This window comes from Streptomyces mirabilis (assembly GCF_018310535.1).
Lineage (GTDB): Bacteria > Actinomycetota > Actinomycetes > Streptomycetales > Streptomycetaceae > Streptomyces.
This window is the reverse complement of the sequence record NZ_CP074103.1, coordinates 423,627-444,165: the sequence shown is the minus strand read 5'-3', so window position 1 is coordinate 444,165 and position 20,539 is coordinate 423,627. Positions and strand designations below refer to the sequence as shown.

Sequence of the window (20,539 nt, the reverse complement as noted above, 5' to 3'; positions counted from 1 at the left end):
CGGGCCTGTGCAGGACCAGCCGACCGCCGAGAGCACGCCGACCGAGCTCGCACCAGCGGCCGCACCCGAACACGTTGGAGTCGCTCACGAGGAGTCCGCGGGCACACGCACGCCCGCCGAACGCGAACCCGCGCCCTCGATCAACAGGCTGCAGGCTGCGGAAAGCGCACGGCTCGACGCCCTGGACTCACCTGCGGCAACCACACCCATCCCTGCGCAGACGCCAGTTGAAAATCCGCCGCGACGTCTCCGGTCTGAAGAGCTCGCTGCCGCCGATCTGCCCGTCTACGGACAAGAGGCGCCAGGAGGACGCGAGTCGTCTGGGGGCGCAGTCACCCTTCGGAGAGCCGCTGGGCCTGCTTTCCCGGCCACCAGCGGATTCTCCGAGAGGCGAATGCTCGATGCTCTTCCGCCGCAGCTCGCCGAGAAGGTGCAGGGGCTGCCGGTCGCGTACATCGAGCTCGCGAGGAGTTACCGCCAGGCACAGGCGACACGAACCGGTACGAAGCCTGCGAAGCGCAACATCCGGCTACATGCCGACGTCGCAATCGCGGTGAATCGCCAGATGGTCAGCGACAAGCGAATGCTCGGGCTCAGAAACCTCAAGCCGAGCCAGTACCTGGACGCCTCCATCACTCTGGCACGCCACGTCTCGGTCACCGATCTCATCAAGGCCGCTGACGAGTTCCGAGACAGTCACCTGGGGGAGGAGAGCGGTGCAGCGTCCCCCAACCACTACAGCATCAGCCGGGAGAACGACGACTGGCTGAACGACATGATGGACGAGCTTCTTCTCGCAAACACCACTGGTCTGCATGGCCATATGGTCAACGTGATCGTCCAGTCGTTCCTTGAGCAGTTGAGGGCTGAGGCCCCGGCAACGGACTGATACAAGCTCAAGGCCGGCCTGGGCCCAGTCGTCCATGAGGGGCGAGCCGCCGTCGCGGCTCGCCCCTCTTCTTTCAGCAGCAATTCACATAAGCACAAGCAGGGACACGTGTCGGGACACGGCGCGGAACACAGGGACACGAGGATTCCCGATGTAGATGCCTTCGTGCCCGGGGATTGCCGTCCGCAGTCCCGCACGCTCGGGGAACCCGCCATCGGCCGAAGGCGCGTCAGCCCCCAAACTGCGCGACCCTCGTGCACCTTTGGGAATGCGGGACCCTCCCCTGCCAGCAGGCCAGCCCCCTCGGCGAGCCATGCCCCCCGTCGCAATATGCCGATCTACCTGCGCATATTCGCCAATCGGGAGGTCCTGGCGTGGATGGATACCGCCAGCACGTCAGCCTGGCGACACGCTGAAAACTATGGGTTTGCATCAGAGATGCGCGAGGGTCGTATGATTCGCAGCACAGCGCGATAGTCTCGTGCTCACCTGCCAGTTGCCAGCGGAGGGAGATCCAAGTGCCGCCACGTCGTTCACCCGTGCGCAGAAACGGGACGATGTCGCAGCGCACCGTGTCCGAATGGTCCGGAGTCGGCGCGGGAACTCTCAAGAACCTGGCTCGGATCGGCCTTCTACCTGACGCAAATCAGCTGCGCCCGCACGACGTTGTCCTTGCTCAGGTGGCTGCGGCCCTCGGCGCTACGCGGTCGACGAACCGGGATTCTCAACAGGGCGAACGCACTACGACAGCGTTCCAGCGCGACTGGGATGCCGTTCGGATAGTGATGGAACTGCTGGTCGCGGCTTCCGAGCCCGGCTCGGAAGACAAGATTCACCCGCGAACACGGCTCGTCGCCTTCCCCGAGTCAGTCGCCCTGGCGCACCAGGACTACCAACTGCTGCAGCTCAGCGAGGAGGCTCTCGCGAGCAAGCTGCCGTACCACGTCCTGCCCATCGGGACCTGGCACGAAGAGCTTCAGCAGCGCCTTGAGAACGAGTTCGAAGAAGGAGCCGCCAAGGCAGCCGCATAAAAAGAACGGCACCCACGTACCTGCCGCAAACAGGGTGGGTGCCGGACTGATAAGGCTAGGTAGCCTCTCTCGCCATCCTTGAGGTTACCAGCCCCCAGCCGAGTCGTCTCCACCCACCGGAGCCTCGGCTACACGTGTCTCCCTCGTCACGCTTGTGAAACTGGTAGCCCATGCCGTCTTGCCCCAGGCTGACGGCGCTCGCAAGGGGCCCTGCGTGCCCTGTCTTGCGGAAGCGCCCTCACGGCCTGCTCCCTCGCACTATCGCTGTGCGCACATCTCGCCCTCGCGCGGCTGAGCCGCTGCCCGGCTGGCTGTCCCTCTACCCAGCGCCTGGCTCTCTGCCACGCCATTTGGTGTGCGAGGGCCGGCGTCATATCTCGTCACGTCCCTACGCCGCCGTCCTCGATGTCAAGGCTGCTGGCCAGCGCTGATCGTGCGCTCATACGGGGCTAGGGGGGCGCAGAACCTGGTGTTCTGCGCCCCCCTAGCCCCGTCGAAGGGAGGTGATGCCCGCTCTATCTGAATATGTCGCGTCTGGCCCCTGTGCTTCCCCAAGCCGGCCGGACGGCGATGACGGTTTCCCTCATATCCCTCGACAGGAGCAGATCATAGCTGCCAGCCGTGGGGCTAGTTTCGTATTGCCAAAAACGGACTCTCAGGAGTCTTCTTCGAACTACGCCCAAACTTTGACAAAGAGGCCACGCTCTCTTCCCGGGCATCGGAACGCATCAGACCAGTGGTCGCCCTCACCCAGCGCGCCTAGGTCTGCCGATGCCTCAGCGTTGTCTGCGCCGTTGTTGTTGCTCCCGCGGATGCGGGAGCGTCTCTCTGACGCGCTTGAGGCTCTCGTAACGGACCGATCGCTTCGTCGGCGTCCGCTGGTTGAAGCCCTGGCGGCTGTTGTCCTGCTGGCGAAGTCGCCAGCAGGCGGGTCCCAACTTGAGCTTCGAGCAGGCCAGTTGGCCCGGTGGCTGGGCGTGTCTGAGTCTTGGGTCGATCACCGCGTGCTTCCTGGCCTTCGTGGTTCTGGTGCGGTGGCAACCAAGGTGGTGACCAAGACCGTCGACGGGACTCGACGGGTTGATGGACTGCGCTGGGAGTTGCTGCCGCTGACAGCTGCTCAGGCTCGTTGTCGCCCGGACCCTCTGGTGCTGGAGAAGCGTGAGTTGTCGGTCCTGTTGGCGTTGTGCGAGGCGTTGTTCGCGCCAGGGTGGGCGCCGGTGGGCAAGCGAGAGACGCCCGCGGGTCTACTTGGTGCTCGGCGAGGCCGGGGGGCTGCGGCGGAGCGGCTGGCCTTGCTGCGGTTGGTGCTGGCGGCCCGGCCGGATGGTCGGGTGCGGCTCGTCGGCGGGGCGGTCGCGGCTGACTACGACCGGGCGGATGCGACGGTTGCGCGACTGTTGGGGTGCTCGGTGGCAGAGGCGGCCCGGTTGGTGGACGGGCTGGTCCAGCAGGAGGCGTTGGAGGTGCGGGGCAGGGGTGTGCCCGGTGCCCGGATTCGGATGGTGGTGCCGGCGGTGGCGGCCGCGCACGGCCGGGGTACCGCAGCCGAGCTGCGGATCGTGCCCGATCCGGCCGAGGACCAGCGAGCGGACGAGGTCGCTCCAGAGGAGGAGCGATTCTGCGCGCACTGTGCTTCGGGATTGGGCGAGGCGAGGCCAGAGGAGCCGGGGGAGGGGTGGGTTCAGCAGGGGTTCTTCGACGTCGTGGACGGCGGCCTGGATGACGGGGGCGATGGTGCACTCAGGGATCAGGAGGGGGCCAAGGAACTCTGGACCGGACCGGAAAGCACTTCTGACCTGGGGGAACGCGAGGACCAGGAAGGGGCCAAGGCGTCGGAGGCAGAGGCTATTGGTGCGCTACTCCACGCCGACCACGCGCCGGTGGTTACTCATGGTGGTTCTGGTGCAGCTTCGTCTTGCTTTTCCGGCGAAGCCGCATTGGGGTTCCCGCCGTTGCCGGAGCGCGCGGACGGGCGCGAGATCGAGTCCGAGGCGCCCCAGATCGGCGCGGCCTACGAGCCGGGCGGCCGGGGTAGCCCGCTTCGCGGGGAACAGCAGCCAGATCGAGCGGGGGAAGGGCGGACGCGTCCTGAGCCGGTGGTCGCGAAGTCAGTGCCGTTGCGGTGGTCGATGCCGCGAGGACTGGAGCAGGTGCTGGACCCGGTGCGGCTGGAGTGGGCCCGTATCGGGCATGCCGGGGGGCGCACACGGGTGCGGGTGGCGCTAAAGGCCGAGTTGCGGCGGCTGGCCGGGATCGTGGGCTCGGAGCAGGCTCCGGTGGTGCTGGCCGAGCGGCTGGAGCGGCGGCTTGCTGCTCAGCACGGTGAGCGGGTGCGCGAGCCGGTCGGCTGGCTGTTGTCGCGGGGTCTGCCGCAGCGGGCGGAGTGCTACGCGACGGCGTGCGACGACCAGGTTCGGATGGACACCGGTCTGGTGTGCCCGAGCTGTGAGCTCCTGATCGGGGACCGGCGCGCGCTGCGGCACCAGGTCGTCCAGGCCATGGCCGCCGAGCTGCCCCGCCTGGCGCCGGCCGAGGCCCGGGCGGAGGTCGAACGGCGGCTGAGCCGGGAGGTCGCCCTGCGGGCCGCGCGGGACGCCGTACGGCGCGAGCGTGCCGTGGCGGAGCGGGCGCGCCGAGAGGTGGTCTGGGCGCAGCAGCGCGAGGAACTCGAGGTAGCGAAGGCGGAGTTGGCGGCACAGGCGTGTGAGGAGTGCGGGGTCCCGGAGGCCGCTGGCCTGTGCCCGGTGTGCTCGTACAGCCGCACGGTCCGTGCGGCTGTGGAGGAGGCGGCGCAGGTCGCGGCTGCCGTGAACGGGCCGGTGAAGGATCTGGGCGTGGTGGCGGGTCGGCTGGCCGCGGACCGGGTCCGGCTCGAGGGCGAAGTCGGCCGCGCGGCCGATCGGTTGAGGCGCGAGGGGATGCCGGAGGCTGCGGTGGCCTGGGAGGCGCGGAACCTGGCCGAGGAGCTGCTGCGGGCGGAGCGGGCCCGCGCGGTGGACGCTCTGCTGGACTCGGCGGAGGCCCAGGCTGAGGCCGAACGGGTCTTCGCCATCGAGCGGGCGCGGCGCAGCGGTGAGCTGCAGGCCCGGGCGGCGTCTGAGCAGGCGCGGCAGCGTTGCGCGGAGCTCCTTCTCGCCCAGCGGCTCGGCCAGGTCAGGGCCGCGGATCGGCCGTCGGCTTCCGAGGAGGTCGTCGGTTGGGGGCAGCGGATGGTCGAGTTGGCGGCGCGTCCGCTCGACGAGGAGATCCGCGTGCCGCAGCCGGCGGCGGGCGAGTGCCGGGAGGCGGTGAGCGCGGCGTGATCGGGGGAGTGGAGTTGGCCCTGCGGTGCGCTGAGCGGGGGTGGTGGGTGCATCCGCTGCTGCCGGGGTCGAAGCGTCCGGCGGGCAACTGCCGTCGGTGCCGGCCGCCGTCGACCGGGGCGCGCCCGCCGTGCGGCTTCCCCGATGCGGACGGGTGCGCGTGCCGTGACGCCGGGCGGTACTGCCACGGGGTGCGGGCGGCAACGCGGGAGCGGGAGCTGATCCACCGCTGGTGGCGCGGCCAAGACTTCGGCGTCGGCGTGGCCACTGGGCCGTCCGGCCTGGTGGTGCTCGACCTCGACGACCACGACCGTCCGCCGCCGGAGCAGGCGCTGTTGCTGCCGGGCGTCGACCTGACGCAGCACCCAGGCCCGGAGCTGGACCGGGTGCGGACCGGGGCGGACGTGCTGGAGCTGCTGTGCCGGGTGCGGCGGGCGGGCAGCTTGCTGGAGGCCCCGGCGACGCTGACCGTGCAGACCCCGTCCGGCGGGATCCACCTGTGGTACCGCGCCGGGGACACGAGCCGGTACGTGCAGGGCGCGGGCCGGCTCGGCTGGCAGGTCGACGTACGGGCCGGCTGGTCCACCGCGGTCGCGCCCGGCACCGTCACCACGGCCGGCCGCTACCGGATCGCCGGCCACCAGGACAGCCCCGTACGGCTGCCGCGGTGGGTCGCGCTGGAGCTGGACCGCGTCGGACTGCGCCACCGCGACCCGGCCGTCGGCCCGCCCCGCCGGGTCCGGCTTCCCCGCCCCACCCGCGAGCACGGTCCGGGGGACGCCACCGCGTACGCCGCCGCGGCGCTGCGCGGCGAACTCGAGGCGGTGGCATCGGCCCGCGCCGGCCGCAACGACCAGCTCAACCGCGCCGGGTTCCGGCTCGGGCAACTGGTCGGGGCCGGGCTGCTGGAGCACGACCAGGTCCACCAGGCGCTCACCGACGCCGCCGAGCAGGCCGGGATCGACCCCGGAGAGGCCAAAGCCCAGTCCACCCTCCGCCGCGCACTTCAGGCGGGCATCCGCTCGCCGCGCACCGTCCCGAGCCCGGGAGCACGGTCATGAACCACCCCCTCACCTCCCGCGCCGCGCTGCCCTCCCCGGCCCGGGAACCCCAGCCCGCCGAACCGGCCGGCGCGGGCGGCCCGGACGCAGCCCGGCCCGCCGAGCAGGAGCCGAAGCTGTCGCAGGCCGACATCCTGCTGCACCTGGGCATGGATCAGTACCAGCTGGTGTGCCACGACCAGACCGCGTACGCCGTCCCCGTCGACGGGCCGCCGATCGCCCGCCCGCTGCGCGCCAAGGGCGGCTTCGGCGGCACCGGTTCTCTGCGTCAACTCCTCAACCGGGCCTACGTCCTGCGCACCGGCCGCTCCCCGTCCCAGGGCTGCCTGACCGACGCGATCGCCTCCATGGACGCCCTCGCGCTGGACGCCGAGGAACAGCCGGTCTGCCTGCGGATCGCTACCGACCCGGCTGACGAACAGGCGACCTGGCTCGACCTGGGCCGCTCCGACGGGCTCAGCGTGTGCATCGAGCCGGGCACATGGTCGGTAACCACCCCGCCGATCGGCGAGGGTCCGTTGTGGCGGCGCACCCGGTTGACCGGTGAACTCCCGTTGCCTGAGCGAGATCCGGGCGGCTGGCAGGCCGGACTCGGGCTGCTGCGGGAGCTGTCCGCGCTGGCTGAGCCGTCCTGGCGGCTGGCGGTCGCGTGGCTGCTGGCCGGGCTGAGACCCGATATGCCACGCCCGATCGCGTACTTCAACGGGGAGCGCGGCACGGCCAAGACAACCAGCGCCCGGCAGCTGCTGCGCGTGCTCGACGGGATCCGCGCCGAGGTCCGCAACGTCCCCCGCAGCGAGGACGACGGCGCGGTTGCCGCGTCCGCCGGGTGGACCATGGGCCTGGACAACCTCGCCGGCATCCCGCAGTGGCTCTCGGACTTCCTGTGCCGGGCGGTCACCGGGGCCTCCGTCGCCAAGCGCGAGGTCTACACCGACGACGACGTCACCTCCTGGGCCTACCAACGCCCGGTCCTGCTGACCGGCATCGACGTCGGCGCCCTCCAGCCCGACCTCGCCGAACGCCTGCTGCCCTTCACCCTGGAAGCCATCGACCCCAAGGCCCGGCGCAGCGAGCACGACCTGTGGCGCCACTACCGCGCCGACCACGGCCGCATCCTCGGCGGCCTGCTCGACCTGGCGGCCGCAGTGTGGGCGAAGCTGCCCGACGCGGCCGACCAACTTGACCAGAAGCCGCGGATGGCCGACTGGGCCGAACTGCTGTGGGCCCTGGACCAGGTCACCGGATGGGACACCCTGAACACCTACACCGGCTCCCAGGACGCGGTCACCGACGACGTCATCGACGCCGACCCGGTCGCCACCGCCCTCACCCGCTGGTCCGCCACCGGCAGCACCGAGTGGCGCGCCACCACCGGCCAGATCGACGAGGTTCTGCGGCCGCCCGGGCCCATCCCGGACACCTGGCCCAAGACCACCGCCCTGCTCTCCGCCCGCCTCACCTCCCTCGCACCGGCGCTGCGACAACGCGGCATCGACATCCGCAAGTTGCCCCGCACCAGCGCCACCCGAGGCTTCCTCATCACCCTTCGTCCGGACTCCGGACCGCCGGCCTGACCTCAGGCTCCCGCCCGGCCGCGAACCAGCCACCAATCCCGTCACCGAACCCGCCGCCATCCGAGACGCGCGGGCCTTCAGCACGTCCCTGACACCCCCGGGAGACCGGCCCGCACAGACCGAAGCCACCCCGCGGGCTGTCAGCCGCCTACCCCGACGACCGACGAGGCGCCGGGGACGGCCTCGGCCGTGAAGAGATGACGCCGAGCTGACGCTGCCCATGACGCACCCGGCACCTGGTCCGCACCAGCCGCGACCTGGGACGTTCCCTCCGACCAGCAACCCCATGACGCTATGACGCTCTCCGACCCCATCTCTCTCAACGAAAGAGGGGGAGGAAGGAAGGAGAGACATGGCGCGCCCGAGCGTCATCAGCGTCCGCCGACCGGCCCCCGGACGGTAGAAGCACAGGTCAACACCATCGTGGGAGAGAACGGTGCAGCGTCATCCGGCTGCGTCACCGATGCGGCGCGCGTGTCACGTGCACGTCCGTTTGCCGCTGAACTTGACCAATGCCCTGCGAGTGCAGAGTCGGCTGAGTGCTCGGCGCACGAAGGGGGCCAGGATGAGGCCCATGGAGAACGAAGTGCCATTGTCCGGCGGACGTATCACCTTCGGCGTGGTCAGGGTCGGGCGCACCGTCCGGCGGCCAGCCACGGCATCGTCATCGTTCGTCGCCGAGCTGCTCTGTGACCTCCAGCGAGAGGGCTTCACCGGCGCTCCGCGCCACCTCGGGTTCGACACAGCCGGCCGCGAAATCCTCAGTTACCTCCCCGGCTGGGTGCCCGCCCGATTCCAGCGCTGGACCGACCCCCAAGTGGCCGCGGCCGGCACCCTCCTCCGCTCCTTCCACGACGCCACCCGCAGCAGTCGCCTGACCGGACGGCATCCCGTGGTCTGCCACCACGACCCGGGGCCGAACAACACGGTCTTCACCGACGACATCCCGACCGCCTTCATCGACTTCGACACCGCTGCCCCGGGCGATCCCCTCGAAGACCTCGGCTACATGGCGTGGACCTGGTGCATCTCCTCCAAACCCACCGCTCCGCCCGCCGCCGTCCAGGCCGCACAGGTACGCGTCCTCGCCGACGCGTACGGGCTCGACGCCACCTCCCGCTCCCGCCTCATCGATGCCGCGCTCGACCGCCAGGCCCGCAACGCCAGGTGGTGGCACAGCCACCTCGCAGGCCCGTTCCCGCACGTCGCCGACGACCACACGATCGCCAGGCGCATCCAGTGGTCCGAGCAAGAGCACGCCTACACATCGGCCAACCGCAAGACCTTCGACACAGCCCTGGGCTGACAAAGGCTGAACGTTAAGCACCCACTTCAGACGGATCCGCCACAGGACGCACCTTGCAGTCCTAGCGTGGGGAGGCGTGACGGTACTGATTGTGGGCGGCAGCGGGTTCCTGGGCGTTGAGCTGGCCCGCCAGGGCCATTCAGCGGGCTTGGAGACGGCCGCCACCTTCCACTCGCACCCTGGCAAGGGCGCCGGCGCGTGGCACCGCCTCGACCTGCGCAACTCGGCGAATCTCCAGGAGGTCCTGGATGCCGTCAGCCCAAGCGCGGTCATCAACGCGAGCAGCGGCGGAGCCGAGTGGGCGGTCACGGCCGAGGGCGGGATGCGCCTGGCCCAAGTTGCGTCGCAACGGGGCATCAAGTTGGTCCACGTCTCGAGTGACGCCGTTTTCTCCGGCCGCCGCGAGGACCTGTACGACGAGACGTGTCTGCCCGACCCGGTAACACCGTACGGGGCCGCGAAGGCGGCGGCCGAAACGGCCGTGCGGCTCCTGAGCGCGGGCGCCGTCGTCGCACGGACCTCCCTGATCATCGGCGATGGCCGGTCCGAGCACGAACGCCTGGTGCACGCTCTGGCCGCCGGCACACGGGACGGGGCCCTGTTCACCGACGATGTCAGATGCCCAGTCCACGTCCGCGACCTGGCCGCCGCCCTGTGGGAGCTCACCCTGTCCGATGCGGCCGGCGTCTTTCACCTCGCCGGCCCGGACGCCGTCACCCGCCACGAACTCGGCACCCTCATCGCGCAGCGGGATGGCCTTGACGCATCGCTGCTGCCGACCGGCCGTCGGGCTGACAGCGGCCTCCCTGGCGGACTTTGTGTCCGCCTCGAAAGCCGCGTCACCCAGAAGCGCCTGGCCATCCACCTTCGCGGAGCCCGGGAGTTTCTCCGGCGTCAAAACCCTGACCGCTGACTCGTACCGCGCAGGGCCAGCGGGCCGGAGCCGAACGTGATGGACGGTCGCTCCCTCCGGGCTGACCGGCGGATCGGGTTCGGTCTTCGGCCATCCGTAGTGGGTTAGGACCTTCGCACCTCGCCCACGGCACTTCTCAGGCCAGAACGCCGCTGCGCTCGGCAAGGCCGCGTAGCTCGGTCGATGTGGGCCCCGAGACCAGCAGGCCAGCGATCAGCGATTTCGTCGCTGGGCGGGCATGGGTCTCCTCGGGAGCGCATCGTTCCGCCGCCAGGAGGGTTCGGACGCAGTCGCTGCGGCGGCCGAGGCGGTCGTAGGTGACGGCGATGTCACCGAGGGCGCGAGAGCGACGCTCGACGCTGGGCAGCGCCTTCAGCGAGATCATGCGGGCAGCATCCAGCGCGGCCAGAGGATCCCCCGCATGGTTTTCGGCGCTGATCCGGTGAAGCTGCACGGTGAGGGGGCTGAAGCCCCCGCCGTGGTCACGAAGCATGGTGCGGCCGCCGAGTTCCGTGGCGATCGCGGCGGCCTCGTCCGTGAGCTCTCGCATCCCGTCCCGGTCGCCCCGCCTGGCCAGGGTGTACGACGCACTCTGGACGAGGAGCCCTCGTAGGGCCGTTCCCGCGCGTCCGGCGCTGCGCAGGTCCGGGTGGTCGGCGGCGGTCAGGGCGATCGACAGGGCTTCCTGATGCCATCCAGCTTTTCGAGCGAGCACGGCCAATTGCCGGGCAGACTCGGCAACAGCGAGGGGTGCGCCGCCTGCTTCGGCGAGCTGGCGGGCGCGGTCGGCGGCCAGCCAGCCGAGCTGCTGCTCGTCCAACTTGACGAGCATGCGGGTCGCCAGCAGGTAGCTCTTGGCCAGGAGCACGTAGTCCCCAGCCTCACGGGCGCTGGCGGTGAGCGCATGTCCGGAGCGGATGAGGCGTGGCAGGCGCACCGCGAGGCTGGCGTAACGGCAGGCGTCGAAGTCGGCGAGGGCACGGGTGAAGTCTGTCGCGAGTGTCTCGGCCAGCGGCATCACCGGGGCCTGCCCGAGGCCGAGCATGGCATCACGCAGACGGGCGACAAGCAGCTCTCCGAGCATGGCCTCGCTAGCCTGGGCTGTTCCGTTCCCAAGGAGTGGGGAGCCAGCGGCTGCCGCGGCCGTGGCAGCCAAGCCCGCAATCAACTTCCTTCGCCGCAACGGATCTTCACCGTCCTCCTGTCCTGGACTGCCCAGCCTATGGGTGGGCATCCAGGGGAAGGCCGCAGATGCTCCGATCGGCTGACCGTGTCGTATCTCCGGGCGAGGCGCGGGCGGAGCGAGGCCGAACGCCTGGCGCGGGAGTTCGAGGACGTCGGCGAATCGCCGCAGCACGTCGATGTCGGTCAGCGGTGAGATGCCCCGCTCGTATCGGGAGACCTGAGCCCCGGAGTACCCGGTCAGCTTGCCCAGCTCGGCGAGCGTGAGGTCCTTGGCCTGCCGGGTCTGGCGTATCAGTTCCCCGGGCCTCACACCGGCCCCAAGGGTCGCTCATGCTTCGCTGACCGCATCAGTACCTCGTTCCCGCCGATAGCCGAGGCTGCGCCGCTTCAACCGTAGTCCTAGGACAGTGCGGCCAACAGACCGTTTGCATGAGATGCAAACGGCTTTGCAGGCCAGGACAGCGCCCCTCCCGCTGGCTGCCCGTCCCCGACGACCTTCAAGAGCGAGCGGTCCGCAGCCACGGGCCGCCCCCAACTCCGGGAGGTTCTGATGCAGTCCGTGAATCCCGTCCCGCGCACGGCGCCGATCACCGATGTCCGCCTCACTCCCGCCTACTACGTACGGCCCGAGGGTCTCGGCCCGTACGTTGCCGCCCTGTTAGGCCGCTGCTCGAGCGTTTTCGACATCAAGGCCGCGATGGCCGACGACCTCGCCCACGGGGGTGAGCAGCTGCGCGATGGACAGGGTGTCGTCGAGGACGGCGCCGTGGTGCAGGGCGAGGTGATCGTCCAGGCCGGGGCCCGGATCGAGGCGGGCGCCCAGGTGATCGGTCCGGTCCTGATCTGCACCGGCGCCGTCGTGGCGGCCGGCGCGATGGTCCGCGACCACAGTGTGATCGGCCCCGGCTGCCGGATCGGGTTCGGCGCGGAGATCACCCGCAGCTTGCTGGCCGGGCACGTCTTCATGAAGCACCCCAGCTTCATCGGGGACTCCGTGATCGGCCGGAGGGTCAACGTCGGCTCGTTCTGCTCCACCACCGGACTGCGGTGCGACTGCGGCCCCGTCCCGGAGCCGGCGATCCAGGAAATTACCGTCAACCTCGACGGACGGCGCCTCCCCACCGGCCAGACGAAGTTCGGCGCCGTCATCGGCGACGAGGTCGCCCTACCGGCCGGGACCGTCCTGTCGCCGGGCACGCTGATCGGGCCGGGCACGGTGGTCTACCCCCGCGACCACATCGGCGGCTTCCTGCCCGCCGGCTCCCGGGTCCGGTGACCCGCGGTGACCACCGCCCCCGCCCACGACGCCAAGGACACCGCCCTCGTGCGGATCACCGGCGGGCACACACTGTCTGGCCGGATGCCGGTGCAGGGCAGCAAGAACATCGCCCTTCACCTCTACGCCGCCGCCCTCCTGGTCGACGTCCCCGTCGCCCTGACGGGCGCGCCGAACATCACTGACAGCGGCGTGTGCGCGCAGATCCTGCGCGGTACCGGAGCCCGCGCCGACTACGACGACGGCTGCTTCACGGTGTCTCCGGCGGGCGTCATCTGCCCGGTCATCCATCCTGAGCTCGGCCGCCGGGTCCGTACGACCGCGGTGCTTGCCGCGGCAGTGCTGGCCCGGACTGGGCAGGTCGCCTTCCCCTATCCCGGCGGCGACGCGTTCTGCCCGAGGCTCATCGACCGGCACCTCGCGGCCATGCAGGCCGCTGGCGCCGAGGTTGTCACAGACGACACCGGCATCCGCGCACGGTGCGGTGCCCGCGGGGTGCGGGCGTTCACCGTGGATGTGAGCACGCCGTACGGACCGAGCCTAGGAGCGACGGTGTCCGCGCTGCTGCTGGCCTCCCGCGCCCACGGCACCAGCCTGATCACCCACCCGTCCATCGAGCCGGAAGTCACCGAGACCGCCCGCTTCCTGGCCGAGAGGGGCGTCCTTGTCCACCTCGACGAGGAGGGCCTGCATGTGTCCGGCAGCGACTGGATCGCCGGCGGCACCTTCGCCGTGGCGGGCGACCGGATCGAGGCAGCCACCATGGTCATGGCCGCCGCAGCGACCGGTGGCAGCGTCCACCTCGACAACATCACCGTCACTGACTTCCCCGCCGGTCTCGCCCGGGCCCTCGCCGACGCCGGCATCATGATGACGAACGACCCGAGCGGCGGCATGCAGGCCCGGCTCTTCGGGGCGCTGCGCCCCGTCGAGACGGCGACCGGCCCGCACCCGGCCCTGCCAACCGACACCGCACCGCAGCTGGCCGCGATGCTCACCCAGGCTGGCGGCATCTCGGTGATCGACGAGCGGGTCTACCCCCGCCGCGACACCCACGTGCCGGGGCTACGCGGCTTCGGCGCTGACATCACGGCCGACGGGTCGACGATCCGCGTACGCGGGCCCGTGCGGCTGCGCGGAGCCGAGGCGCAGGCCGCGGACATCCGTGCGGTGACCGCCCTTCTGATCGCCGCACTCGCCGCCGACGGCACCTCTACGATCCGAGGGATGTTCCATCTCCGGCGCGGCTACGGCCACCTGCTGCCCAACTTGGCCACGCTGGGAGCCGAGATCACCACCATCCCCGGAGGCCGCTGATGCCCGTCCCGTTCACCGCCGATGACATCACCCGCCTCCGGGACACCTTCGACCAGGTCGTCGCCGACGGTGCGACCCCCGGCGGTGTCCTCGCGTACGGCACCACCGGCACCACTGCCCGGTTCCTCACGGCCGGCAAGATCGCCCCCGAGTGCGGTGAACGCGAACCCGAGCAGGACACGCTCTACGACATCGCCTCGCTGACCAAGGTCGTCGCCACCTGGCCCCTGATCGGCCAGGCCCTGGATGCCGGGCTGCTCGACCTCGACGCTGCGATCCGCGACTTCCTGCCCCCGATGAACAGCGAGAGCCCCAGCGGCGAGGCGACCGTCCGCCAGCTGATCTCCCACACCTCCGGGCTCCGTGCCTCCACCCGCCTCGACCACTACCGTGGCGCCGACCTGCCGCTGCACGAACTCCTGTGCCGTGAACCCCTGGAAGACGCCCCCGGCCAGCACCGCTACATCAACCGCGGCTACATCCTTCTCGGCCTGGCCCTCGCCCACATCCACGGCCGCCCCCTCGACGAGCTCGGCAAGTCCCTGTGGAAGACACTCCGCATGGACGCCACGGTGTACGGACCGCTCGCCCGCACCCCGCAGGTCGCCCCGACCGAGCAGCGCATCCCCGGCGCGCCACGGATCTGGGGCGCCCCGCACGACGACAATGCCGGCCTGCTCGGCGGCATCGCCGGCCACGCCGGGGTCTTCTCCACCCCCGCCGACCTCGCCCTCTACGCCCAACGGCTCCTGATCGCGCACGCGGACGGCGACGAACACGGCCTGGGCGATTGGCTGCACGCCAGCCTCATCCCCCAGACGCCGATCGAACCGGGCCTGGACCGCGGGCTGTCCTGGATCCTCGCCGCCGGCGGACGCGTCGCGTACCACCACGGATTCACCGGCACCAGCCTCTACCTCGCCCCGGAGACCGGCCGCTACCTCGTGATCTGCACCAACGCCATCTACGGCGGCAACGCCCGCACCAAGATCGCCCCGCTGCGGGAACTCACACTCAAGACAATCTCCGCCACCTGACACACGGAGGAACCCATGGGTGAGCTGCTGGCCGACCACACCACGCTTCGCCTGGGCGGACCCGCCCACCAGTTCCTCACCCACACCGACCCCGCCGCCTGGCCCGACGTCGCCCGTTCCGTGACGGGTGAAGGCACGGCGCCGTTCGTACTCGGCGGCGGCAGCAACACCCTGGCCGAAGACGCGGGATACCCCGGGACCGTGATCCGCATGGCCACCCGCGGTGCGACCGTACGCCCGCTCGGCGACGACCTCGTGGAGGTCGTCGCACAGGCGGGGGAACCGCTCTCCGCGCTCGTCGCGTTCGCCGTCGACCAGCGGCTCTCGGGGATCGAGTACCTAGGCGGCATACCCGGCACGACCGGTGCCGCCCCGGTGCAGAACACCGGTGCCTACGGACAGCAGATATCTGACACCCTCACCCGCGTCACCGCCTTCGATTGGCACCTCGAACGCATCGTCGAACTCCGAGCCGCGGAATGCGGCTTCGGCTACCGCGCCAGCGCCTTCAAGTCCCAGCCCGGACGGTGGACGATCCTCGACATCACGGTGTGTCTCACCCGCAGTTCATCTGCGGCCCCGGTCGCCTACCAGCACCTCGCCGACTCCTTGGCCGTAGGACTGGGGGCCCGGCCACCGCTCGCCGAGGCCGCCCAAGCCGTGATCACCGACCGGGAGCAGCGCGGTCTCGCCCTGCCGGATTCCGGCCCTGATGCCCGGCAGGCAGGGTCCGTCTTCCTCAACCCGGTCATCACTCCCGTCCAGGCCGCAGCCATACGCTGCGCCGACGGCCCGGTCCACCGCGACCAGAGCGGATCCCTGCGCGCAAGCGCCGGGTGGCTGCTGGAGCGGTGTGACTACCGTCCCGGGGGCCGTATCGGGCCGGGGGTGTACTGCTCCACCGCCCGAACCCTGACGCTGACCGCGCGAGAAAGTGCCACAGCAACTGCCTTCACCTCGGCTCTCCGGCAACTCGCCGCCGCCGTCTTCGAGGCGTACGGCATCCGACTTCGTCCGGAGCCTGTTCGGCCGGGCCCGAGTAGAGGATCGTCCGACGGCCCGGGCGGGCCCTCCCACCGAGGAGGCGCAGCGGGGACGGACGCCTTTGCGCCGGCGTGAGCCCGCCCGTACCGGCCCGACCTCAACCAAGGATCTCGGGCCGCCGCTCTCGAGCCCTCGCCGGTCAGGAAGTTCGGATGCCGTGCGGAGGTCTTGGATTCGTCCCCGTGCCTGTGAGGCCGGGCGTCACCACAGACGGAAGGCTTCCAGGAAAGCTGGCGCCCTGGGTAGCGGTCGAGGCGGCTGTTGAAGGGAGCCGGGTTCTTCGCCCAGTTGTCCCAAAAACGCGAAGCGGCGGCTACCAGGCAGCGGGGCCGGAGAGTTCGGTGACAGGTTGGCGGACGGCCCGGGGAACGCCGAGCTGCTGGCGGGCCCAGTGGACGACCGCGAGCTGGTCAACGGCCGTTGGCCCCCAGTCGAAGAGTTCCATAGCCTGTTCGGGGGTGGCCAGGATGCGGATGTAGGTATGGCCCGTGGCTGGATCGGGCTGCGCGGGGCCGACGTTGGTGAGTGCGGCGGCGTAGCGCAGGTATCCGCGCCGTACCGAGGGGTCGGTGACGTGTCCCAGGAGCAGCGGTCTACCAATCCGGGCGGTCGCCTCCTCTTCAGCTTCGCGACGCAGGGTGGCTACGGGGTCGCCCTGGTCCTGTTCCTCGGGTGTGCCGCCGGGCAGGATGGCGACTCCTGTGTGGGGTTCGAGAAGGACGAGGACGCGTCCGTCCGGCGCGAAGCACCAGGCCCACACCTGGGTGACTGCGAGGTCGTGCGGGGCTGGCCCCTGGTGCCAGGGATAGTGGTAGGTGGGGCGGGCGGTCTGCAGGACGGCTGCGCGGTCGAGGATGGTCGGGGCGAGCGGGAGGCCATTCTCAAGGATCACCGTTCCGCCAGCGTTGATCCGGGCGCGCAGCGCGGACAGGGCGCGGCGGGCGTCGGCCGGGGAGAGCAGATCGGGCAGTCGCGCGGGCTCGACGAACTCGATCCCGGTGATCTCACTCGGCGGCAACCGGATTTCGCCGATCCGGTCGTCCTCCCAGGTGCCGCCGTCGAAGACGTGCAGAATCTCGCCGGGGAACCGCATGGCGGCGGGTGCGTCGGTGCTGTCGGCGGCGATCCAGTCGACGGCCAGGCAGCGGTCGACGGTGGCGGTGACTCCGAGTTCCTCGACCAGTTCACGGGCTGCTGCGCGAGCGGGGGACTCGTTCTTGTCGACGGCGCCGCCGGACAGGAGACATGTGTCGCGATAGTCGACGTGCTGGACCAGGACCTGGCCGAAGGGGTTCGTGATGAGCACAGACGTGCCGACCCACAGGGCGGCCGCGGCGCGCATCGCGCCGTACGCCTCGTCGGTCATGGCGGTGCCGGGCAGCTCGCCGGGAACGGATGTGGTCGTCATGGCTCTCCGATCAGGAACGGGCCGGTCGGGCCCGGAAGGAGGTGGGTAGTTGGCCGCCGTCAGGCGGTGAGCAGGTGAGGGCCACCCCGGACGGGCCCGGTCGCGAGCCGGGTGAAGTACTCGGTCGCGATGATGTCGCGGCGGGTCTCCTCGGGCAGGCGGGCGAGGATGCCGGGCAGTGGCCGTTCGAGGGCAACCTCTCCCCGGTGTGCGAGGATCGCGGCCCACTTCTGCTCCAGCCAGGCACTGACGTCGACGGTGGTGGTGGCGTACGCGTCCGGCACCGCGAGCACGGCTTTGCCGACGGCCTCCAGAAGCGGCCCGAGCTCGCCGACACCGGACTCGGGGTGCGTGGCGCAGTACACGGCACGCGGTTGCCAGGGCTCCCCTGCTTCAGGGTGAAGGTGCGGGAGGCCCGCGTCCTGAGCGGCGAGGAGAGCGGCCTGGTGGGTGCGGCGGTGGTCCGGGTGACCGGTCAGCTGGCCCAGGGCGTCGTGCGTGACCACGATGTCGGGGCGGAACGAGCGGATCTGCTGAACCAGGGCGGCGACCACCTCGTCGAGCGGTGCGTCGACGAGGCGGGGACGGCCGGGAGCCGCCTGCGGGTTGCGGGCATCGCCGTATCCGAGCATGCGGGGCGGACCCGCGCCCAGCGCCCGCAAGGCGTCGGCGAGTTCGGGAGCCCGCGGGCTGTCGGGCGCCCACGTCATGGTGACGACGGCGGTGCGCGCGTGCGCGGCGGCGTGCTGGGCGAGGACACCACCGGCGAGGAGGCTCTCGTCGTCGGGGTGGCCGAACACGCCGAGCAGGGACGGCATCGTGGAGGACGCCGCCGTCTCGGGGACCAGCTCGTCGGAGTCAGGCACGCTGTCCCCCTGCGGCCGAAAGGCCCAGTGCGCCAGCGGGGGTCCGGGCCGGCCACTGGAAGACGAGCCGTGCGCTGGGCTTGTCGAGCACGTCGCCGGGCGGCAGCTGGTCGGCGGGCGTGCCGGCCGGGTGGATGGTCATCGGCGGATAGCCGCTCTCGCGCACCTCGCGGTCCCAAACGCGCACGCACTCCGCGAAGCGCTCCGCCACCTCTTCGGCCGCTGGGCCGTAGGCGTGGATGAAGAACTCGGTGAGACGGTCGGCTGGATCCGGGGCGTCCTGGACCTTGCGGTAGGTCAGGTAGGCGAGGGAGCCGTCTGAAACCATCGCCGCTGCGTCCTGCTGCGCCACCAGCGCGGAACCTTCCCGGGCGGTCAGGCGGCAGAACCCCGGCAGCGTCGTCGCGGCGTAGACCTGCAAGGTCTCGAAATTGAAGGTGCCCCGGACCACCAGGCCCGTGGTGAGCTCGCGCCGGAGCCCGCGCAGCGCCTCCTCAAGCCCCGCGGTGTCACCGGGCTCACCGTCTTCCCACCGCACGGTGACCTCGCCGTCGGCCAGGGGGAGGACGGGGGCCGTGCGGGCGGCGGCACCGCGGTCCCGCACGAACCCGCAGTACGTCCAGTGCTCGCAGTGCAGCACGTCGCCGCGCCGGACCAGGGTCAGGGAACGGGTGTAGCCGCCCATTTCCAGCGGCACCACCAACCGTGCGCCCTCACGGAGTTGCTCGCGCCAGGCCGGGGCGACGTCAGCCGCGTTGTGTGTGATCACCACCCCGTCGAACCCCTGGGCGGGGACCTGGCCCGGTGCGCCAAGACCACCGTCGCCCAGGACGGCGGTGACCCGGCCGCTGCCGGCCTCCGCGCACAGCCGCTGCGTGCGGTGCACCACGTACGGGTCGACGTCCACCGTGACCACCCGCCCGGCCGGCCCGACGACATGGGCGAGCAGCTCCGCGTTGTACCCGCCGGATCCGACCTCAAGCACGGCCGCCCCGGGCGTCAGCTGGAGCTGCTCGGCCATGTCGGCCTGGAGCCAGGCGGCGCTGACCGAGCTGGTCGCCCGGCCGTGCTCGTCCCGGCGGGTGACGACGGCCAGGTCGTCGTCGTAGACGGTCTTGAGGTCCGTCTCCGGTGCGAACCGGTGCCGGGGCACCGTGCGCAGCGCGTCTTGGACCACGGCGGAGGGTGCCCAGCCGCCCGCGATGACGGCGTCTGCCATGCGGTGGCGTAGCCGGACAGCTTCGGCCGGCTCTCCGGGCACCGGCGGGGGTTCGGCGGCGGTCGGGTAGGCGTTGACCGGCGGCAGGCCGGGGATGACACCGGGCCAGACGGCATCCAGTGCGTTCGCGGCCGGGGTGAACACCGGGCCGAGACATCCGAGACCGTGGGGGTCGTGCCATTCCCAGCGGGTGAACTTCTGCGGCTCCGCCGTGGTGAGGGTGCCGGTGAAGCCGGCGATCCGGATGACGGCGGTCACCCGCGGGACGCCCTGGGCGGCGTCGGTGAGGATGGACACCACGCTGGCGCCGGTGGCGTGCAGGCCGGTCTCCTCGGCGAGCTCGCGCACCCCGGCCCCGTCCAGCGGTTCCGCACCGTCGATCTTCCCGCCCGGAGCCTCCCACATGCCGCGTTTGGACCAGCCGAGCAGGACACGCCCGTGCTCGTCGGTCACGACAGCCAGCGCCCCAGCAACGGCGTAGCCGGTGGCCGGCACGGACCGCTCCACGGCGACCGTGTCCGCACACGGACCGCGCAGGACCAGCGCCGCCAGGTCGCCGGCGGCGATGCGCTGCACGCTCGTCCATCCGCAGGTGAGGGCGGTGATCTCCTCCTCGTCCAGTGCGATGCGCCGCTTTGCGGCCGGGGTGTGCGCGGCGAGCGGGGTAATGACCAGCATGGTGCCGCCCTCGCGCAGTCGGCGTCCGAGCGCGTGCAGGACCCGGGTGCGGTCGTTCAAGAAGGCCACCGAGAGGCGGAAGACCACCAGGTCATAGAGGTCGTTGCCCAGCGGGGCGGGGTCGTCGCGTTCGATGTCCAGGCACAGCCACCGCACTTCCGCGTCGGGGTGGTCCGTGCGGGCCTGCTCCAGGGCGCCCTCGGCGAAGTCCGCTCCGTCGACGGTGTACCCGAGCGAGGCAAGGTACACGGACATCTCGCCCGTCCCGCACCCAACGTCGAGCGCGCGGCCGCCCTCGGGCGCCGGCGCGTGCTCGACGATCAAGCCCTTCTCGTCGTCCCCGAGCCGCCGGAAGCCTCGCCCCTCGGTGTAGCGCTTGGACCAATCAGTCCGGGTGATTCCCACAGATCGCTCCTCGTTCGTGAAA

At 71.0% G+C, this 20,539-nt stretch carries 16 protein-coding genes; 11 read left to right on the top strand and 5 right to left on the bottom strand.

All coding sequences use genetic code 11. The features are described 5' to 3' along the window. Positions 1–394: 394 nt before the first annotated feature. Positions 395–889, top strand: a complete 495-nt coding sequence (locus tag SMIR_RS42780; protein WP_200723471.1) for a hypothetical protein — start codon at positions 395–397, stop codon at positions 887–889. A gap of 557 nt (positions 890–1,446) precedes the next feature. Continuing rightward, on the top strand, positions 1,447–1,920 hold the full coding sequence (locus SMIR_RS42775; RefSeq protein WP_200723472.1) for a hypothetical protein: 474 nt from the start codon (positions 1,447–1,449) through the stop codon (positions 1,918–1,920). A 1,247-nt stretch (positions 1,921–3,167) separates the two neighbouring features. On the opposite strand, the gene SMIR_RS42770 is transcribed toward SMIR_RS42775, so the two are convergent. Beyond that, complete coding sequence (locus SMIR_RS42770) at positions 3,168–3,551, bottom strand: hypothetical protein (protein WP_212728844.1); 384 nt, start codon at positions 3,549–3,551, stop codon at positions 3,168–3,170. Between the two features lie 501 nt (positions 3,552–4,052). Between SMIR_RS42770 and SMIR_RS42765 the strand changes: the two genes are divergently transcribed. The 5 genes from SMIR_RS42765 to SMIR_RS42745 all read left to right on the top strand — a co-directional run bounded on the left by SMIR_RS42765 (position 4,053) and on the right by SMIR_RS42745 (position 10,082). Then, positions 4,053–5,225, top strand: a complete 1,173-nt coding sequence (locus tag SMIR_RS42765; protein WP_212728843.1) for a hypothetical protein — start codon at positions 4,053–4,055, stop codon at positions 5,223–5,225. Next, on the top strand, positions 5,198–6,286 hold the full coding sequence (locus SMIR_RS42760) for a bifunctional DNA primase/polymerase (protein WP_212728842.1): 1,089 nt from the start codon (positions 5,198–5,200) through the stop codon (positions 6,284–6,286). Before SMIR_RS42765 ends, SMIR_RS42760 begins: the two co-directional genes overlap by 28 nt. Continuing rightward, positions 6,283–7,863, top strand: a complete 1,581-nt coding sequence (locus SMIR_RS42755; RefSeq protein ID WP_212728841.1) for an AICE element replication initiation protein — start codon at positions 6,283–6,285, stop codon at positions 7,861–7,863. The genes SMIR_RS42760 and SMIR_RS42755 overlap by 4 nt, the downstream gene beginning before the upstream one ends. Positions 7,864–8,437: 574 nt before the next feature. Continuing rightward, the gene (locus SMIR_RS42750) at positions 8,438–9,169 is read left to right on the top strand and encodes a phosphotransferase family protein (RefSeq protein ID WP_212728840.1); all 732 of its coding nucleotides are present in this window, start codon (positions 8,438–8,440) and stop codon (positions 9,167–9,169) included. Positions 9,170–9,245: 76 nt separating this feature from the next. Beyond that, positions 9,246–10,082 (top strand): SDR family oxidoreductase, encoded by an 837-nt coding sequence (locus tag SMIR_RS42745; protein ID WP_212728839.1) that lies wholly within the window; start codon positions 9,246–9,248, stop codon positions 10,080–10,082. Positions 10,083–10,218: 136 nt separating this feature from the next. Here the strand turns inward: SMIR_RS42745 and SMIR_RS42740 are convergent, their stop codons facing one another. Beyond that, positions 10,219–11,577, bottom strand: coding sequence for a helix-turn-helix domain-containing protein (locus SMIR_RS42740; RefSeq protein WP_212728838.1), 1,359 nt, complete (start codon positions 11,575–11,577; stop codon positions 10,219–10,221). Between the two features lie 240 nt (positions 11,578–11,817). On the opposite strand from SMIR_RS42740, the gene SMIR_RS42735 reads away from it, so the two are divergent. The 4 genes from SMIR_RS42735 to SMIR_RS42720 are packed head-to-tail and all read left to right on the top strand — an operon-like array spanning position 11,818 to position 16,016. Next, entirely contained in the window at positions 11,818–12,543 is a 726-nt protein-coding gene (locus SMIR_RS42735) for an LbetaH domain-containing protein (protein WP_212728837.1), read from the top strand. A gap of 6 nt (positions 12,544–12,549) precedes the next feature. Continuing rightward, positions 12,550–13,860 carry a UDP-N-acetylglucosamine 1-carboxyvinyltransferase gene (locus tag SMIR_RS42730; protein ID WP_212728836.1) on the top strand — a complete coding sequence of 437 codons (1,311 nt, stop codon included), beginning with the start codon at positions 12,550–12,552 and terminating at the stop codon, positions 13,858–13,860. Then, the gene (locus tag SMIR_RS42725) at positions 13,860–14,897 is read left to right on the top strand and encodes a serine hydrolase domain-containing protein (protein WP_212728835.1); all 1,038 of its coding nucleotides are present in this window, start codon (positions 13,860–13,862) and stop codon (positions 14,895–14,897) included. The genes SMIR_RS42730 and SMIR_RS42725 overlap by 1 nt, the downstream gene beginning before the upstream one ends. Before the next feature lie 15 nt (positions 14,898–14,912). Further along, complete coding sequence (locus SMIR_RS42720; protein ID WP_212728834.1) at positions 14,913–16,016, top strand: UDP-N-acetylmuramate dehydrogenase; 1,104 nt, start codon at positions 14,913–14,915, stop codon at positions 16,014–16,016. 238 nt (positions 16,017–16,254) lie between these two features. Here the strand turns inward: SMIR_RS42720 and SMIR_RS42715 are convergent, their stop codons facing one another. Genes SMIR_RS42715 through fxlM form a run of 3 tightly spaced genes read right to left on the bottom strand, consistent with a single transcriptional unit; the run spans position 16,255 to position 20,517 of the window. Then, entirely contained in the window at positions 16,255–17,349 is a 1,095-nt protein-coding gene (locus SMIR_RS42715) for an NUDIX hydrolase (protein WP_212728833.1), read from the bottom strand. Between the two features lie 59 nt (positions 17,350–17,408). Further along, a complete protein-coding gene (locus tag SMIR_RS42710; RefSeq protein WP_212728938.1) occupies positions 17,409–18,167 on the bottom strand; it encodes a PIG-L deacetylase family protein in 759 nt (252 codons plus the stop codon). Between the two features lie 40 nt (positions 18,168–18,207). After that, entirely contained in the window at positions 18,208–20,517 is a 2,310-nt protein-coding gene (fxlM, locus tag SMIR_RS42705) for a methyltransferase, FxLD system (RefSeq protein WP_212728832.1), read from the bottom strand. Positions 20,518–20,539 lie beyond the last annotated feature (22 nt).

What these genes read in the sequence shown, in the direction of transcription:
- SMIR_RS42750 (WP_212728840.1), top strand. Translation starts at nt 8,438, where the DNA reads ATGGAGAACGAAGTGCCATTGTCCGGCGGACGTATCACCTTCGGCGTG.
- SMIR_RS42755 (WP_212728841.1), top strand. Translation starts at nt 6,283, where the DNA reads ATGAACCACCCCCTCACCTCCCGCGCCGCGCTGCCCTCCCCGGCCCGG.
- SMIR_RS42780 (WP_200723471.1), top strand. Translation starts at nt 395, where the DNA reads ATGCTCGATGCTCTTCCGCCGCAGCTCGCCGAGAAGGTGCAGGGGCTG.
- SMIR_RS42765 (WP_212728843.1), top strand. Translation starts at nt 4,053, where the DNA reads ATGCCGCGAGGACTGGAGCAGGTGCTGGACCCGGTGCGGCTGGAGTGG.
- SMIR_RS42710 (WP_212728938.1), bottom strand. Translation starts at nt 18,167, where the DNA reads ATGCCGTCCCTGCTCGGCGTGTTCGGCCACCCCGACGACGAGAGCCTC.
- SMIR_RS42735 (WP_212728837.1), top strand. Translation starts at nt 11,818, where the DNA reads ATGCAGTCCGTGAATCCCGTCCCGCGCACGGCGCCGATCACCGATGTC.
- SMIR_RS42715 (WP_212728833.1), bottom strand. Translation starts at nt 17,349, where the DNA reads ATGACGACCACATCCGTTCCCGGCGAGCTGCCCGGCACCGCCATGACC.
- SMIR_RS42725 (WP_212728835.1), top strand. Translation starts at nt 13,860, where the DNA reads ATGCCCGTCCCGTTCACCGCCGATGACATCACCCGCCTCCGGGACACC.
- SMIR_RS42720 (WP_212728834.1), top strand. Translation starts at nt 14,913, where the DNA reads ATGGGTGAGCTGCTGGCCGACCACACCACGCTTCGCCTGGGCGGACCC.
- SMIR_RS42775 (WP_200723472.1), top strand. Translation starts at nt 1,447, where the DNA reads ATGTCGCAGCGCACCGTGTCCGAATGGTCCGGAGTCGGCGCGGGAACT.